The organism is Bradyrhizobium sp. HKCCYLS1011, from assembly GCF_051167795.1.
In the GTDB taxonomy this organism is placed as follows: domain Bacteria; phylum Pseudomonadota; class Alphaproteobacteria; order Rhizobiales; family Xanthobacteraceae; genus Bradyrhizobium.
The window spans coordinates 521320-536200 of sequence record NZ_JBNPTT010000003.1; the positions used below are offsets into that span (position 1 = coordinate 521320).

Genomic DNA, 14881 nt, shown 5'->3' on the forward strand with positions numbered 1-14881 from the left:
GCCGCACCGTCCCATTCGTGCAATCGTCGCTATATCTTCGAAGTCCTGGCCGCGGTTCCGGCAGTCTTGTCCGCGTCGGCCGACCGGTATCGGACCAGTGTCTGGCTGCGCGACAGGAATGTCCTGCTCGCCGGGCCCGCGAGCAGCGCAGCATGTATCACATTTGACCGCCCTAGTGCCAAATCCAATTCTGCCGATGTGAGGCAGCTGATGATTGGAAATGGCGGGGCTTGCCCCTGGCCCCCGGCACTGGGGTCCCCGGCATTTGGCCGCGTCAGCGCGTCGAGCTTACGGATTCCGTCGGGAGCGCCATCCGCAGCGTGGATCAGCGCCGCAATCGCGACCCGCGATGCCCGCTGCGACAGCGCCGCCTCGACCTTGGCATAGCCGGAGACCACCTGTCCCGCCTTGGCGGCGATCCCGAGCGCGTCGATGGCGCTGCGGGCCAGCAGACCCTCGGTCTCGTCGGCGAGCGCCGGGCTGACGCGGACGTCGCGCTTGAAACCTCGGCTGAAATGGTGACGACGGACCGCTTCCGCAACGGCCTGTCGTGTTGCCGAAACCCAAAGGCCGCGGCCAGGAAGCCTGCGCTTGATGTCGGGTATGACCTCGCCCGACGGGGCGACGACGAAGCGGATCAGTTCGCCGGTCGGCCGCACCTCGCGGCTGACCGCGCACGTCCGCATGGTCGCGGACTTCTCAGTCCGCGGTCCATTGTCGAGCTCAGGGTCGGCCAAAGCGAGCATGCGGTCGGGCGGCTCCTCATTTTATGCGAACGGCGTCATGGCAGGCATCATCGCTGTCGTCATAGGTCAGGCAGGCTGTCCTTCAGGGACCTCATCCTCTTCGGTCTTCTTGGCGATATCAGCCTCGCTGATCCAGCCAGCCTTGACGCGGGCCTGCATGACCATTGCCTCTGCATCGTCGCGGGAGACATCCAGGCCGTCGAGAATGCCGGCATGCTTGGTCTGTTCGCCGCCGTCCTTGCGCTCGGTCCAGCCGACCAGATCGTCGGTGGCGCAACCGGCGAGGTCGTCGACCGTCTTGACGTCGTTCTCGCCGAACTTGACCAGCATCTTGGACGTGACGCCGGGAACGGTCTTCAAGGCATCCTCGACGCCGAGCTCCTTGCGCTTGGCCTCGAGCTCGGCCTCCTGCTGCTCCAGGAATTCGCGCGCTCGGGTCTGCAGCTCGGTGGCCGTCTCTTCGTCGAAGCCTTCGATGCCGGCCAAGTCCTTCAGATCGACCAGCGCAAGTTCCTCCACCGACGTGAAGCCTTCGGAAGCCAACAGCTGTCCGACCACCTCGTCGACATTGAGCGATTCCATGAAGACGCGAGTGGAGTTCTCGAAGTCGGCTTGGCGACGCTCCGATTCCTCCTGCTCGGTCAGGATGTCGATGTCCCATCCGGTCAGCTGGGAAGCCAGACGAACGTTCTGGCCGCGGCGGCCGATCGCCAGCGACAGCTGATTGTTGGTGTCGGGAACCACGACCTCGATGCGCTCGCGATCCTCGTCGATCACCACCTTGGTGACTTCGGCGGGCGCCAGCGCGTTGACCACGAAGGTCGCGATATCCGGAGACCACGGAATGATGTCGATCTTCTCGCCTTGCAGCTCGTTCACCACGGCCTGCACGCGCGAGCCGCGCATACCGACGCAGGCGCCGACCGGATCGACTGAGGAATCGCGCGACACCACACCGATCTTGGCGCGCGAGCCTGGATCGCGGGCCACCGCCTTGATCTCGACAATGCCGTCATAGATCTCCGGCACCTCCTGCGCGAACAGCTTGGCCATGAATTGCGGATGGGTGCGCGACAGGAAGATCTGCGGGCCGCGCGTCTCGCGGCGCACATCGAAGATGTAAGCGCGGACGCGATCGCCGTTGCGGAACACCTCGCGCGGCAGCATTTCATCGCGACGGATGATGGCCTCACCGCGTCCGAGATCGACGATCACGCTGCCATATTCGACGCGTTTGACCGTGCCGTTGACGATGTCGCCGATGCGGTCCTTGAACTCCTGATATTGCCGGTCGCGCTCGGCCTCGCGCACCTTCTGCACGATGACCTGCTTGGCCGACTGCGCGGCAATGCGGCCATATTCGAGCGGCGGCAGCGTGTCGGCGATGGTGTCGCCGATCTGCGCGCCCGGATTGGCACGGCGGGCGTCGTCCAGCGAGATCTGGTTCGACGCATTCTCAACCTTGTCGACCACCAGCATATGGCGCGACAGCCGCAGCTCGCCCTTCTTCGGGTCGATCTCGGCATGCACGTCGGTTTCGCTGCCGTAACGGGCGCGGGCGGCCTTGGCGATGGCGTCTTCCATCGCCGCGATCACAATGCCACGGTCGATCGACTTTTCGCGCGCGACGGCGTCGGCGATCTGCAGCAGTTCCAACCTGTTGGCGCTGACAGCCATGGTTCAGTCTCCTCTAATCAGGATCGATCTCGCCCCTGCGCGCGCGTTGCGCGGCGAGGCGATGTTGCTTGGTGTTTTGAGGCAAAGGCTTCTTTGCCGGTTTCTTCTCAGGACGCTTGTCCGTATCCTTGACCGGGGCCTTGGCCTTGCCGGACGGCTTGGCATGCGGCGCCAAAGGCGGTGCCAGACCCAGATCCCGCTTCAGTTCCCGCTCGGCGGCCTTGCCGCGCCGCATGGATTCCGCGATCAGCTCGTCGGTGAGGACCAGCTTGGCCTCGCCGATATCAGCCATCGGCAGCAGCACGTCCGGCTCCTGATCCTTCGGCACGTCGTCACGGGTGACCCGCACGGCCTCGCCCTCGACACCGTTCAGAACGCCGCGGAACCGCTTCCGGTTCTGATGCGCGACCGCCATCTCGATCTTCACGAGATGACCGCTGTAACGGACAAAATCCGAGCGACGCACCAGCGGCCGGTCGATACCGGGCGATGATATTTCGAGCCGGTAGGCGCGGTCGATCGGGTCGGCAATGTCCAGCACCGGGGACAGCGCACGCGACACGGCTTCGCAGTCCTCGATCTGCATCGTGCTGTCGGGCCGTTCCGCCATGACCTGCACCGTGCAGCCGGCTTCACCGGAGATGCGGATTCGCACCAGCCTGTAGCCCATCCCTTGCAGCACCGGCTCGGCGACCGCGGCGACCCGAGCGGCCACACCCGGCTCGACGACGAGACGGGGCTCGGTCAAGAGGTCGGCGTCGACAGGGTCGAACGTGGGTTCGGTCATTCTCAAGCGTCGGTCAGATGCAGTCTTTGAAGGTGCGGGTAGATGCAGTTCCGGCTCACCGGGCATTTGCCCGTCCGATCGCGCCCCCTGATCCGGTCCGTCCGTTGGGTGCGGGTGGTCCAGGTAATAAAAAAGAGCGGGTCCCGGAGGCCCCACTCTCACTACGCGATCGTATATGAGATACTGTAAGTTGCAGCTGATATAGCGGTTCTGGTGCGGTCCGGCAAGAGCCAGAAAGCCCGAGACGCGCAATTTTGGGCCCCTTTCAGGGGTGGGATCCGGTGGGACAGATCCGCCGGATACCTAACCCTTCATTCATCAAGATCGCTTAAACTGTTCAGGAATTCCGGATTGTCCGGCGGGTGCCCCTTCCGCGGGACGCTGTTGCGTTGCGTATCGAGTCAATTGCCATGAGTGCCGCCACCTTGCTGATCCCGGGGCTTGATCAAATCGTCAGGCAGGGCGATCCCGAGCGCCGCACCGAGGCCGCCCGCCGTATTGCGGACCTGTTCTTCGAAGATGTGGCCAGGCTTCGCCCCGAACACATCAACCTGTTTGACGGGCTTTTGATCGAGCTGGTGCCGCAGACCGACGTCCATGTGCGGATCGACCTCGCCGAGCGGCTGTCGCGGCTCGAGCGCGCACCGCGGATTCTGGTTCGACAGCTTGCGGGCGAGGACGAGATCATGGTGGCCGGGCCGCTGCTGCGGCGTTCGCCCGTGCTCGACGAATCTTATCTGATCGCCGTCGCACGCGACCGCGGGCAGGACCATCTGTTGGCGATGTCGGAGCGTCCGACGCTTTCGAGCAGCGTGACGGACATCCTGGTCCGGCGCGGCGATCGTGACGTCGTCAGGCGCGCCGCCGGCAACATCGGGGCGCAGTTTTCCGAACTCGGCTATTCCGAGCTGATCAGTCGCGCGAGCTTCGACGGCGTGCTGACACTGACGGTCGGCAAACGCGACGATCTGCCGGACGCGCACCTGAAGACGTTGATTGCGGACTCGCTCGAGGTGGTGAGGCGACGGCTGTTCGATGTGGTGAAGCCGGAGCGTCAAGCCAAGATCGGGCAGGTCGTTGCGGAGCTTAGCGGCGCGCCGGGCCCGGTCGCGAGCAACCGCAACTTCGTCCCGGCCCAGCGCACCATTCTGGCGCTCTATGAATCCGGCGGTCTCAACGAAAGCGCGCTGTTCAGCTTTGCGCGCAGCTACGAGTATGAGGAGACGGTCGCGGCGCTGGCGGCAATGTCCGGCCTGAACATCGCAACGCTCGACCGGCTGATTTCGGGCGATCGTCACGACCCGCTTTTGATCATCGGCCGCACTATCGGGCTCGAATGGGCGACGGTGCATGCGCTGATCCTGCTCAGGCTGGGGCCGAAGCGGATCCCGGCACAGGCCGACATCGAAGCCGCGCGCGTCAACTATGCGCGACTGATGCCGTCGACCGCCGAGCGCGTCGTGACGTTCTGGAAGACGCGGCATTGAGGCCAGCTCATGAGCTGGTCACGTCGTCTCCGCGCCGCGACTACTTCCTGCGAAACCGCAGGTAGTTCGCGACCCGGCCCTCGCGCGCGGCCTTCTGGCCGTAGCGGGTCATGGTGTAGCCGGGCCAGGGCAGGCGCCAGTCGTCGGCGCGCTCGGCCGTCCAGTCGAATTCCGGCGAGCGCAACAGATGCCACAGCGTCCAGGCGCAGTAGTCGGCGATATCGCTGACGAAGCGGAACTCGCCGCCGGGCCGGATTGCCCAGGCCATTGCCGCGATGGTTGCGTCCTGCACGAAGCGGCGCTTCCAGTGGCGCCGTTTCGGCCAGGGATCGGGGTGGATCAGATCGATCCGGGCCAGCGATCCAGGCGGCAGCCAGGCCAGGAGCTCAGCCGCATCGCCGGCGAACAGGCGGATATTGCTGATATTGTGGCTCTCGATCTGCGCCAGGATCTTGGCCATGCCGTTGACGTAAGGCTCGCAGCCGATGAAGCCAGTTGCCGGATGGGTCAGCGCTTCGGCAACGAGGTGCTCGCCGCCGCCAAAGCCGATCTCGAGCCTCAGTTCCTGGGCCGGCGGGTCAAACAGATCGGCGACCGCTGTTGCCGGCGTGGCCGGATCAAGCGCGAGGTGGGGCAGCAGGTGCGCGATGAGATCCGCCTGATGGGCGCGGAGCTTGTGGCCTTTGCGGCGGCCAAAGAACGACCCTTGGCGATGCGAGCCCGCATCTCCGCCCGCGCCCTCATCGTCCGATATGGGGGGCGCCGCACTCATCGCAGGGTCTGGTACAGCCGGTGCAACAATCGCGTCCGCGGCTTGATCGAGGAGATGTACATCTGTTCGTAATGCGTATGCGCGCCCTTGCCGTCAACACCGAGACCGTCGAGCGTCGCGGTGAAGGGAGCCGTGAAATTGCCGTCCGAGCCGCCCCCGGTCGAGGTGCCGACCAGGTCGAAGCCGACCTCGTCGGCGAGCGTTCGCGCATGTTCGAACAGCGCGGCGCCGGCATTGCTCTTTTCGTAAGGCGGACGATTCAGTGCGCCCATCACGTCGACGGTGACGCCTTCGCTGCGCGACTTCAAGTTCAGAATCTTGGTTACGATTTCGTCAGCGTCGGCGAAGGTGGGGAGGCGTGCATCCACTTCGGCATAGGCCGTCTCCGGAATCACATTGGGGCGCGTGCCGCCGCGCACGAGCCCGACATTGACCGTGACGCCTCGCGTGGGATCGTTCAGCGCCTCCAGCGCCTGGATCACATTGGCAAGCTCTCGGATGGCGCTGCGGCCGTCCTGCGGCCGCGTGCCGGCATGGGACGGCACGCCGGTGATCGAAACGTCGAAGCGCGCCACGCCCTTGCGTCCGGTCACGACCTTTCCACCGTCGCGGGCGGGTTCCGTCACCAGCACATATTTCGCCCGGCGTCCTTCCTCCTCGATCAGTGCGCGCGAGGTCGGGCTGCCGATCTCCTCATCCGAGACAAAGAGATGCGTGATGCCGAGCGGGGACTGTTCGCCGCTCAAGCAGAGCTGACGGAACGCGTAGTAGGCGAGATAGGCTCCGCCTTTCATGTCGTAGATGCCGGGACCGTATGCACAATCTCCCTCGATCCTGAAAGGCAGCCTTTCGATGAAGCCGAGCGGATGGACGGTGTCGAGATGGCTGAGCACCAGGATGCCCGGCGCATCCTGGCCCCAGGAGGAGCGCGCCAGCAGATGGTCGCCGCAACCGTCGCGGCCGGCAATCCGCGCGACCGTCGCCGGAAGATCGCGATAACCATCGGCGACGAGCGCGGCCAGGCGATTGACCTGGTCGGGTGCATCGGTGGGGGTTTCGATCTCGACCCAGCGGCGGATGCCGTCGAGGATGACGCTGCTGTCGAAGGGATCCGTGGTCGCGCTCATGGTTGTTGCTTCGTTATCCTCTTGATCAATTGCCCACACGGCTTGCCCACTTATTTGCCCACTAATGTTCGCGTGCCAACATTCGCGTGCCTTTTGGGAGCCGCCTCAGCGATGATTGGTGCCAAAGAAACACCAGCTAGATGATTGTTTCCAGTGCCGCTTTGGATTTGACGCTGGAGTTGCTGTGTTGCGGCAGGGAGGGTCAAACGTCAAATTCGCTGCGCAAGCAAGGGTTCTTCGCTTGAACCCCGTCTGGGCGCATCTCGCGACGGGCGCAGAACTCATGGCCTGTGGGACGAAAAAAGAGCGCGATGGCTAGTCCCGAAGGAAGCTATCGCGCTCTATTGGTTTCCGAACGGTTTGTCTATTCGTCCATTCGCTGGACGATCGTCCGGCGAACGCCAGGCTCTGCAAACAGAGCGCAGCTAACAGATAGCCTACCGATCTTCTGGTGCTTCGCGATCGGCGATCTGTTCGACCAGATCGACAATGCTGCGGCGGAGCTTGGAATCGTTGATCCGGGTGAACGCACGGGTCAGAGCGAGGCCTTCGGAGGTCGCGAGAAAGTCGGACACGTAGGCTGGTGAAGCACCTTCACCGAAGCTCTCTCCATTAGTCCCGCCGGTTGGAACTCCTTCGAACAAGAAAGACACCGGGACCTGCAGAACCTCGGAAATCTGCTGAATTCGGCTCGCACCAACGCGATTGGTGCCTTTTTCGTATTTCTGTATCTGCTGGAACGTGAGGCCGAGAGCCTCACCGAGCTTTTCCTGGCTCATGCCCAGCATGATACGGCGCATCCGCACCCGGCTGCCGACATGTTTGTCAACAGGGTTGGGCGCTTTCGTCGACATCTCTCAACTCCTTGAATGAGGCCTGGGGAATGAGGCGACCGCAGTATGCCTCAGGCGCTAATACCGTCAAACTCTGCTCAGAGTCCTAATCACGATGACGGGTGAGCAGTGAATTGAACGGGATCGTACTGCCGCGCGAGAATGCGAATTGCAGCGGCAATCTGTCAACACTTGGAGTTTTGCTTGTCAAAAAAAATCTTACGAAGATGAAAGAAACGACGCAACGAAGTTCTCACCGGAGCTTTTGTGCAACGCCCCGGCGGATTGCGACGATCAAAGCGAGCGCGAACAGCATCACAAAGGCGAGATCGCCGCTCCGCGCGTAAGGCGTTGGCGCGATTGCCGCTGGCAACGGCGCGTCGAGCACACCTTCGATGCCGAGGTCCAACCGCGCGATGATGCGGCCGACCGGATCGATTACAGCTGAAATTCCCGTATTGGCGGCGCGAACCAATGGCAAGCCTTGCTCGATCGCGCGCCATCTTGCCTGCTGCAGGTGTTGATAGGGACCGGTCGAAAATCCGAACCAACCATCGTTGGTCAGGTTGACCATCCATCCGGCACGATCACCCGATTCACCAGCGATTTCATTAGGAAAGATTGCTTCATAGCAGATCAGGGGCAGCGCGCGCGGCGCGTGCGGCACGTCCAGATTCCGCCGGATCGTTCCCGGGATGAAGCCGCCCTGCACTCGCGTGAGTTGTTCGAGGCCCAGCCTTTCCATCGCGTCCTGGAACGGCAGATACTCGCCGAATGGCACTAGGTGCTGTTTGTCGTAGAGCGACAGCACGCTGCCTTCATGATCGATCACGTAGATCGAATTATAAGCGCGTGTAATTCGTGCATTTGGTGGCAGTTCTGGTGCACGTACTGAACCGGTGATCAGTGCTGCGCCCGGTGGCAGCAGATCAGCGATCTGTGCCATCGCATCCGGCTCGCGCGTCAGGAAGAACGGGAATGCCGATTCCGGCCAGATCAGGATGTTGGTGTCGCGCACTCCCATTGCGTGCGGCCCGGAGGCGCGATCCGACAGCGTCAGATATTGCCGCATCACCTCCGCTTTGGCCGAGTAGTTGAACTTGATATCCTGTTGCAGATTCGGCTGCATGATCCTGAGCTTGACCCCGCTCACCAAAGCCGTGGGATGCCAGGACAGGCGGATGGCGCCAAAGGTTCCCATCGTTGCCAGGACAGCAAGCGCGGCAACAGGAACTTGCCATGGCGTCCGCTTGCTCCGGGTCCGGTCGATCAGGACCGCGGGGCTCGCGAAGATTGTGACTGCAAGCAGCGTCATGCCCCAGAGCCCGACCAGCGCGGCGGTCTGGGCCAAGGCGAGCGGCTCGGCCAACGCGTAGCCGAATGCGTTCCAGGGAAAGCCGGTCAGCACATGGCCACGCAGCCATTCACTTGCGGTCAGGCCGACCGCGAGCGCCAGAACGCGGGTGGAATCCCGGCTCCAGATCAGACGCGCCGCCGCAAAGCCCAGTGCCGGAAACAGTGCGAGGTAAGCGGGGAGCCCGAGCACGGCGAAGGGCATCAGCCACGCGAAGGTCTGCGCGTCGACAAGAAACGCATAGCCGATCCAGTAGAGGCCGGGCACGAAATAGCCGAGGCCGAACCAGAAGCCGGTCAGGGCTGCGGCCGGCACGCCGTTGAGCCGCCCAGCGCTCGCGCCATCGATCAGCCAGACCACGACCGGGAAGGTGATGAACAGCACCGGCCAGGCATTGAATGGTGCCATCGCAAGCGCTGACAGGGCGCCGGCGGCGAGCGCGATGCCGGCCCGCTTCCATCCCCAGGACAGAATGACAGCGAGCGCGAGCCCGCGAAGCCTCGATGCCATGGTCACTGCGAGCCCGCTCCGTCGCCGGCCTGAGAACTGCGGTCCTCGTTGCTTGCCGCCTGCCCGGCATCGGGCGGTTGGGCTGGCTCGGTGGGCGTCTCTGCTCCCGCGGTCGGCTCGCGGCGCCGGCTTTCGCGCTGGCCGCGCGGCGCGGGCCGCTCCTTGCGCGGTGCAATGCGCAGGCGCTTGACGCGCCGCGGATCAGCATCCAGCACCTCGACCTCGAAATTGCCCGGGCCGGAGATCAACTCGCCGCGCACCGGCAGCCGGCCGACATGGTTCACGAGATAGCCGCCGAGCGTCTCGACCCCTTCGCCGGCTTCCCCAGTCACAAAGTCTTCGCCGATCACGGAGCGGACGTCGTCGAGGCTGGCGCGCGCATCGGCAATGAAGGAGTTGTCCGGCTGGCGGACGATGGCCGGAGGCTCGTCGCTGTCGTGCTCGTCATCGATCTCGCCGACGATCTGCTCGACGATGTCCTCGATCGAAACCAGCCCGTCGGTGCCGCCATATTCATCGACGACCAGCGCAAGGTGAATGCGCGACGCCTGCATCTGCGCGAGCAGGTCGATCGCGCGCATCGAAGGCGGCACGTAGAGCAGCTTGCGGATGATATTCGCGTCGGCGAGCGGCATGGCAAGATCGACCGTTTTGAGGTCGAGCCCGGCCGGCAGCGGCTTCTTGCGCTTGGCCTTGACGGCGTCGGGCACGCGCGCTTGCGCGGTCATCAAGGCGAGCAGGTCGCGGATGTGCACCATGCCTTCGGGGTCGTCGAGCGTATCGTTGTAGACGACGAGGCGCGAATGCGCAGCGCTCTCGAACAAACTCATTAGTTCACCAAGCGGGATGTCCCGCTTCACGGCCACGATATCCGCGCGGTGCACCATCACGTCGGCGATCCGCCGTTCGTGGAGATCGAGGATGTTGCGCAGCAGCGTGCGCTCGACGGCGGAGAAGCCGATATCGTCGGGCGTGGAGGCGTCGAGCACGACCTGAAGATCGTCGCGGACCGAGTTGCCGGCCTTCCAGCCGAACAGGCTGCGGAACGCGCGCAGCAGCCAATTCTCGCTCGGTGCGCGCCCGGCCTCGCCCGGCGGCACAACGGCCGGCAGATTGCGCGTATTGCGCGGATTGTCGTGGATCGGCTCGGAATCTGTCATCGTCAATTCATCCGCTCCCGATCCGCATAGGGATCGGGAATCCCCAGATGCGCCAGGATCTCCCGCTCGAGCGTCTCCATCTCTTCGGCCTCGTCATCGGTCTCGTGGTCGTAGCCGATCAGATGCAGGAAGCCGTGCACGGTGAGATGGCTCAGGTGATGGTCGAAGGGCTTCTGTTCCTCGTCGGCCTCGCGCCGCATCGTCTCATAGGCGATCGCGATGTCGCCAAGCATAGGCGGTGCATCGTCGTCGCCGCGCGGACCGGTCGGCTGCAGCGCAGGAAATGAGAGCACGTTGGTCGGCTTGTCGATGCCGCGCCAATTGCTGTTGAGGGTGCGGATTCCCGCGTCGTCCGTCAGCATCACCGCGATCTCGGCTTCGCCGATATCGGCATCGACCATTTCGGCCGCGGCCAGGATCGCGCGCTGGATGACTGCTTCGGCGTCCGGCTGGTCCTGCCAGCACTCGGCGGCGACGATGACCTCGGTCGTTGGGAGGCTACTTTGTGGCATCTTGGTCTAAGTCTATGCGAAGCGGGCGCTGATCGATCAGCACGCCCGTCGGCATCCTCTCCCGCGTCAGCGCTCCTTGGCGCCCTCATAGGCGGCGACAATGCGCGCCACCAGCTCGTGGCGAATAACGTCTTCGCCGGTGAATCTCACTTGTGCAATGCCATCGACGCCGTCGAGCAGCCGTGCGGCTTCCGCAAGGCCCGACGTCTGTCCGTTCGGCAGGTCGACCTGCGACGGGTCGCCGGTGATGATCATCCTGCTGTTCTCGCCGAGCCGGGTCAGGAACATCTTCATCTGCATGGACGTGGTGTTCTGTGCCTCGTCCAGGATGATGGCGGCATTGGTCAAGGTGCGTCCGCGCATAAAGGCGAGCGGTGCAATCTCGATCTCGCCGGCCTGCAGCGCGCGCTCGACGACCCGCGCGTCCATCAGGTCGTAGAGCGCGTCATAGATCGGGCGCAGATACGGATCGACTTTCTCGCGCAGATCGCCCGGCAGGAAGCCGAGCCGCTCGCCGGCTTCCACCGCGGGTCGCGACAGGATGATGCGATCGACTTCCTTGCGCTCGAACAGCTGCGCGGCATGGGCGACCGCAAGCCAGGTCTTGCCGGTGCCGGCGGGTCCAACGCCGAACACGAGCTCGTGGCGCTTCAGGGCGCGGATGTAGGAATCCTGCGCGGCGGTGCGCGCGCGCACCGGGCGCTTGCGCAGGTTGATGGTCTCGAAGCCCGACTTTGCGTTCTTGGCGTCGAACTCGAACAGCGAGCCTTGCGCGACCACGGCGCGGATCGCGCCGTCGACATCGCCTTGCGCGAGATCGTGGCCCTTCACCGCCTGGGCATAAAGCGACTCCAGCACGCGCCGCGCCGCGTCGCAGCCGTCGCGCGAGCCGCCGATGGTGATGTGGTTGCCGCGAGAATCGACGACGACTCCAAGCCGGCGCTCGATCAGCGCGAGATTCTGGCCGTAGGGGCCGACCAGGGCGGAAGCCGCCCGGTTGTCGTCGAAATCGATGACGACCTGTGCTTCAGGCGGAATGGACATGTTGCGGTCGAACTTGCGGCTTTGAGCGAGCGAAGGCTGTTCCGATGCGCTCTTGGGCAAGAGTTCAGGCTCCGATGGTGATAGGGGATGCCGCGGCCTGCCCGGTCTGCTGCGCGGCTGGGCTTGCGAGCTCGCCGAGCAGGCTGTAGCGCTCGAGGCTGTCGATTCTGACGGGGAGCACCTGGCCGATGATGTCGGGTCCGGCCATCACATGGGCGGGCTGCAGATAGGCGGTGCGGCCGACGATCTGTCCGGGATTGCGCGCCACGCGCTCGAACAGCACATCCACGATGGTGCCGATCGAAGCCCTGTTGAAGGCCGATTGCTGGCTGTCGATCAAGGCCTGGAGTCGCTCCAATCGCGCGTCCATCTCGCTTAAAGACACCGTCTCCCGCATCTCCGCCGCGGGCGTGCCCGGTCGCGGCGAATATTTGAACGAATACGCGGCAGCGTAGCCGATTTGTGCGACAAGCGCGAGGGTGGCGCGAAAATCTTCCTCGGTTTCGCCCGGAAAGCCGACGATAAAATCCGATGAAAACGCAATGTCTTGGCGCGCCGCCCGGAACCGGTCGATGACTTTGTGATAATCCGCCGCCCGATGTTTGCGGTTCATGGCCGCCAGAATCCGGTCGGAGCCCGATTGCACCGGCAGATGGACGAACGGCATCAGGGCGGACAGGTCGCGATGGGCCGCGATCAGACTGTCGTCGACATCGTTCGGATGGCTCGTGGAATAGCGTATCCGCGCCAGCCCCGGAATTTCGGCGAGCCGGTACAGCAGCCGTCCTAGCGTCCAGCTGCGCCCATCAGGCCCCTCGCCGTGATAGGCATTCACGTTCTGCCCGATCAGGGTGATCTCGCGCACGCCGCTCTCGGTGAGCTCTCTCACCTCATCGACGATTCTGGTGACCGGACGCGACATCTCGCTGCCACGCGTATAGGGCACCACACAGAAGGTGCAGAACTTGTCACAGCCCTCCTGCACGGTGACGAAGGCCGAGATGCCGCGCGCGCGAATGGCGTCCGGCCTGGGCTTGGCCAGAAAGCCGAATTTGTCCTCGGCGGGAAATTCGGTCTCGACCGCCTGCTCGCCATTCTCTGCACGTTTCAGCAGGTCGGGCAGATGATGATAGCTCTGCGGTCCCACCACGATGTCGACCACCGGCGCACGGGCGATGATCTCCTCGCCTTCGGCCTGGGCCACGCAGCCGGCCACCGCGATGCGCATCGCGCGGCCGCCACGCGCGGGGTCGTCCTTGGCCTGCCGCAGCCGGCCGAGTTCCGAATAGACCTTTTCGGACGCCTTTTCGCGGATATGACAGGTGTTGAGGATCACGAGATCGGCGTCTTCGACGCTGGCGGTCTCGACAAAACCCTCAGGCCGCAGCGTGTCCACCATGCGCTGGGCATCGTAGACATTCATCTGGCAGCCATAGGACTTGATATGCAGCTTGCGCGGCGGCGTCATAAATCCCGCTTGGACCCTGGTTCGCGGTAAAGGCGGCGCCCATCCGACGCCAGTCTCGATCAGGGCTCAGATATAGGCTGATCGGCTGAAAATCCAGCGATTGGGGCCATTTTGGCGCGGACGCAGCCGAGCAGGGCTGGCAATTGGCTCATATCGTCAAAGGTTAAGCTCGCCCCGGCGGCCTGCAAGGTCGCGGCATGGTCGTCCCGGCAATGGCTGCCGCCGCAAAACCCGAGCACCGTCATCCCGGCCGCCACGGCGCCCTTGACGCCGGCCACGCTGTCTTCGACGACAACGCACCGGGCCGGCTCGGCCCGCATCTGCGCAGCTGCGAACAGGAACAGGTCGGGGGCCGGCTTGCCGTTCTCGACCTGGGACGACGAGAAGATGTGCGGCGCAAAGCGCTGATACAGCTTTGTTGCGCCGAGGCTGACGCCCATGCGGCGGTGCGAGCCCGATGAGGCCACACAGACCGGTACATCGATGCCATCAAGCGCCGGGGCAATGCCGTCGATCGCCTGCAGATCGGCCTCGAAAGCTTCAAACAGCTGATCCTGCAGCAGCGCGTTGAAATCGTCCGGCAGGCTGCGACCGAGCTCGGCCTCGATCTCCAGACGCGCCTGCCTGGCCGAGCGGCCGAGAAAGCGATCGAACACCTGGTCGGCGGTGATCGGATAGCCGCATTGGCTGAGCACGTCGGCGTGGGCCTGACAGGAGATCACCTCGCTGTCGACCAGCACGCCGTCGCAATCGAAGATGACGAGATCGATGGCCACGAAGGACGAGGGTCGCGTCAGTTGCTGGCTTCCTCATCAAGCGGGACGCAATAGAGCTCGAGCCGGTGGTCCACCAGCTTGTAGCCGAGCTTGCGCGCGATCTCCGCCTGCAGCTTCTCGATCTCCTCGGAGGTGAACTCGATCACCTTGCCGTCGCGCAGATTGATCAGGTGATCGTGGTGGCTGTCGCGCATCTGCTCGTAACGGGCGCGGCCCTCGCGGAAATCATGTCGCTCGATGATCCCAGCATCTTCGAACAGCTTGACAGTGCGATACACCGTGGAGATCGAGATCTTGTCGTCCACCGCCACGCAGCGCCGATAAAGCTCCTCGACATCGGGATGGTCGGCCGCTTCCGCCAGTACGCGTGCAATGACACGGCGCTGCTCGGTCATCCGCATGCCGGTTGCGGCGCAGCGCGCCTCGATACCGGAGGACTGCAGCGCGGGCGTGGTGGTTTTCAAGGACGTCATGATCTCTCGCCTCAGGGGTCCGCTTGGTGCCAAGCCAGTGAAGCGGATTTGACGTTCACCTCCTGGCTGCCAGGAATCGGACATGCGAACGTCAATCCAGAGCTTTACTAGCACTTATGTTTTTGGCTGGTGTTCCTTCGGCACTCGCATTCGCA

The 14881-nt window shown here is 64.0% G+C and carries 14 protein-coding genes; 1 reads left to right on the top strand and 13 read right to left on the bottom strand.

Features of this window, described 5'->3' with window-relative positions; all coding sequences use genetic code 11:
* Window positions 1-29: 29 nt before the first annotated feature.
* From ACQR1W_RS11330 to rimP, 3 genes are all read right to left on the bottom strand, one after another.
* The gene (locus ACQR1W_RS11330) at window positions 30-746 is read right to left on the bottom strand and encodes an RNA-binding protein (RefSeq protein ID WP_434850839.1); all 717 of its coding nucleotides are present in this window, start codon (window positions 744-746) and stop codon (window positions 30-32) included.
* Between the two features lie 66 nt (window positions 747-812).
* On the bottom strand, window positions 813-2423 hold the full coding sequence (gene nusA / locus ACQR1W_RS11335) for a transcription termination factor NusA (protein WP_434850840.1): 1611 nt from the start codon (window positions 2421-2423) through the stop codon (window positions 813-815).
* A gap of 13 nt (window positions 2424-2436) precedes the next feature.
* Window positions 2437-3210, bottom strand: a complete 774-nt coding sequence (gene rimP, locus ACQR1W_RS11340; RefSeq protein ID WP_434850841.1) for a ribosome maturation factor RimP — start codon at window positions 3208-3210, stop codon at window positions 2437-2439.
* Window positions 3211-3620: 410 nt separating this feature from the next.
* On the opposite strand from rimP, the gene ACQR1W_RS11345 reads away from it, so the two are divergent.
* Window positions 3621-4697 carry a DUF2336 domain-containing protein gene (locus tag ACQR1W_RS11345; protein WP_434850842.1) on the top strand — a complete coding sequence of 359 codons (1077 nt, stop codon included), beginning with the start codon at window positions 3621-3623 and terminating at the stop codon, window positions 4695-4697.
* Window positions 4698-4737: 40 nt separating this feature from the next.
* Here ACQR1W_RS11345 and ACQR1W_RS11350 read toward each other — a convergent pair whose 3' ends face one another.
* The 10 genes from ACQR1W_RS11350 to ACQR1W_RS11395 form a co-directional block, all read right to left on the bottom strand.
* Window positions 4738-5469: a tRNA (guanine(46)-N(7))-methyltransferase TrmB gene (locus tag ACQR1W_RS11350; protein WP_434850843.1), complete on the bottom strand. Its 732-nt coding sequence runs from the start codon at window positions 5467-5469 to the stop codon at window positions 4738-4740.
* Window positions 5466-6596 carry a M20 family metallopeptidase gene (locus ACQR1W_RS11355; protein ID WP_434850844.1) on the bottom strand — a complete coding sequence of 377 codons (1131 nt, stop codon included), beginning with the start codon at window positions 6594-6596 and terminating at the stop codon, window positions 5466-5468. Before ACQR1W_RS11355 ends, ACQR1W_RS11350 begins: the two co-directional genes overlap by 4 nt.
* Before the next feature lie 437 nt (window positions 6597-7033).
* On the bottom strand, window positions 7034-7450 hold the full coding sequence (locus ACQR1W_RS11360) for a helix-turn-helix domain-containing protein (protein ID WP_008969475.1): 417 nt from the start codon (window positions 7448-7450) through the stop codon (window positions 7034-7036).
* A gap of 232 nt (window positions 7451-7682) precedes the next feature.
* Complete coding sequence (gene lnt / locus ACQR1W_RS11365) at window positions 7683-9293, bottom strand: apolipoprotein N-acyltransferase (protein WP_434851150.1); 1611 nt, start codon at window positions 9291-9293, stop codon at window positions 7683-7685.
* Between the two features lie 2 nt (window positions 9294-9295).
* Window positions 9296-10453, bottom strand: coding sequence for a hemolysin family protein (locus ACQR1W_RS11370; protein ID WP_008969477.1), 1158 nt, complete (start codon window positions 10451-10453; stop codon window positions 9296-9298).
* Window positions 10454-10455: 2 nt separating this feature from the next.
* Entirely contained in the window at window positions 10456-10965 is a 510-nt protein-coding gene (gene ybeY, locus ACQR1W_RS11375) for an rRNA maturation RNase YbeY (protein ID WP_434850845.1), read from the bottom strand.
* 66 nt (window positions 10966-11031) lie between these two features.
* Entirely contained in the window at window positions 11032-12009 is a 978-nt protein-coding gene (locus ACQR1W_RS11380; RefSeq protein WP_008969228.1) for a PhoH family protein, read from the bottom strand.
* Window positions 12010-12073: 64 nt separating this feature from the next.
* Window positions 12074-13477: a tRNA (N6-isopentenyl adenosine(37)-C2)-methylthiotransferase MiaB gene (gene miaB / locus ACQR1W_RS11385; RefSeq protein ID WP_434850846.1), complete on the bottom strand. Its 1404-nt coding sequence runs from the start codon at window positions 13475-13477 to the stop codon at window positions 12074-12076.
* A 59-nt stretch (window positions 13478-13536) separates the two neighbouring features.
* Window positions 13537-14253 carry an HAD family hydrolase gene (locus ACQR1W_RS11390; protein WP_434850847.1) on the bottom strand — a complete coding sequence of 239 codons (717 nt, stop codon included), beginning with the start codon at window positions 14251-14253 and terminating at the stop codon, window positions 13537-13539.
* 17 nt (window positions 14254-14270) lie between these two features.
* Window positions 14271-14726 carry a Fur family transcriptional regulator gene (locus ACQR1W_RS11395; protein WP_008969231.1) on the bottom strand — a complete coding sequence of 152 codons (456 nt, stop codon included), beginning with the start codon at window positions 14724-14726 and terminating at the stop codon, window positions 14271-14273.
* Between the last annotated feature and the right edge of the window lie 155 nt (window positions 14727-14881).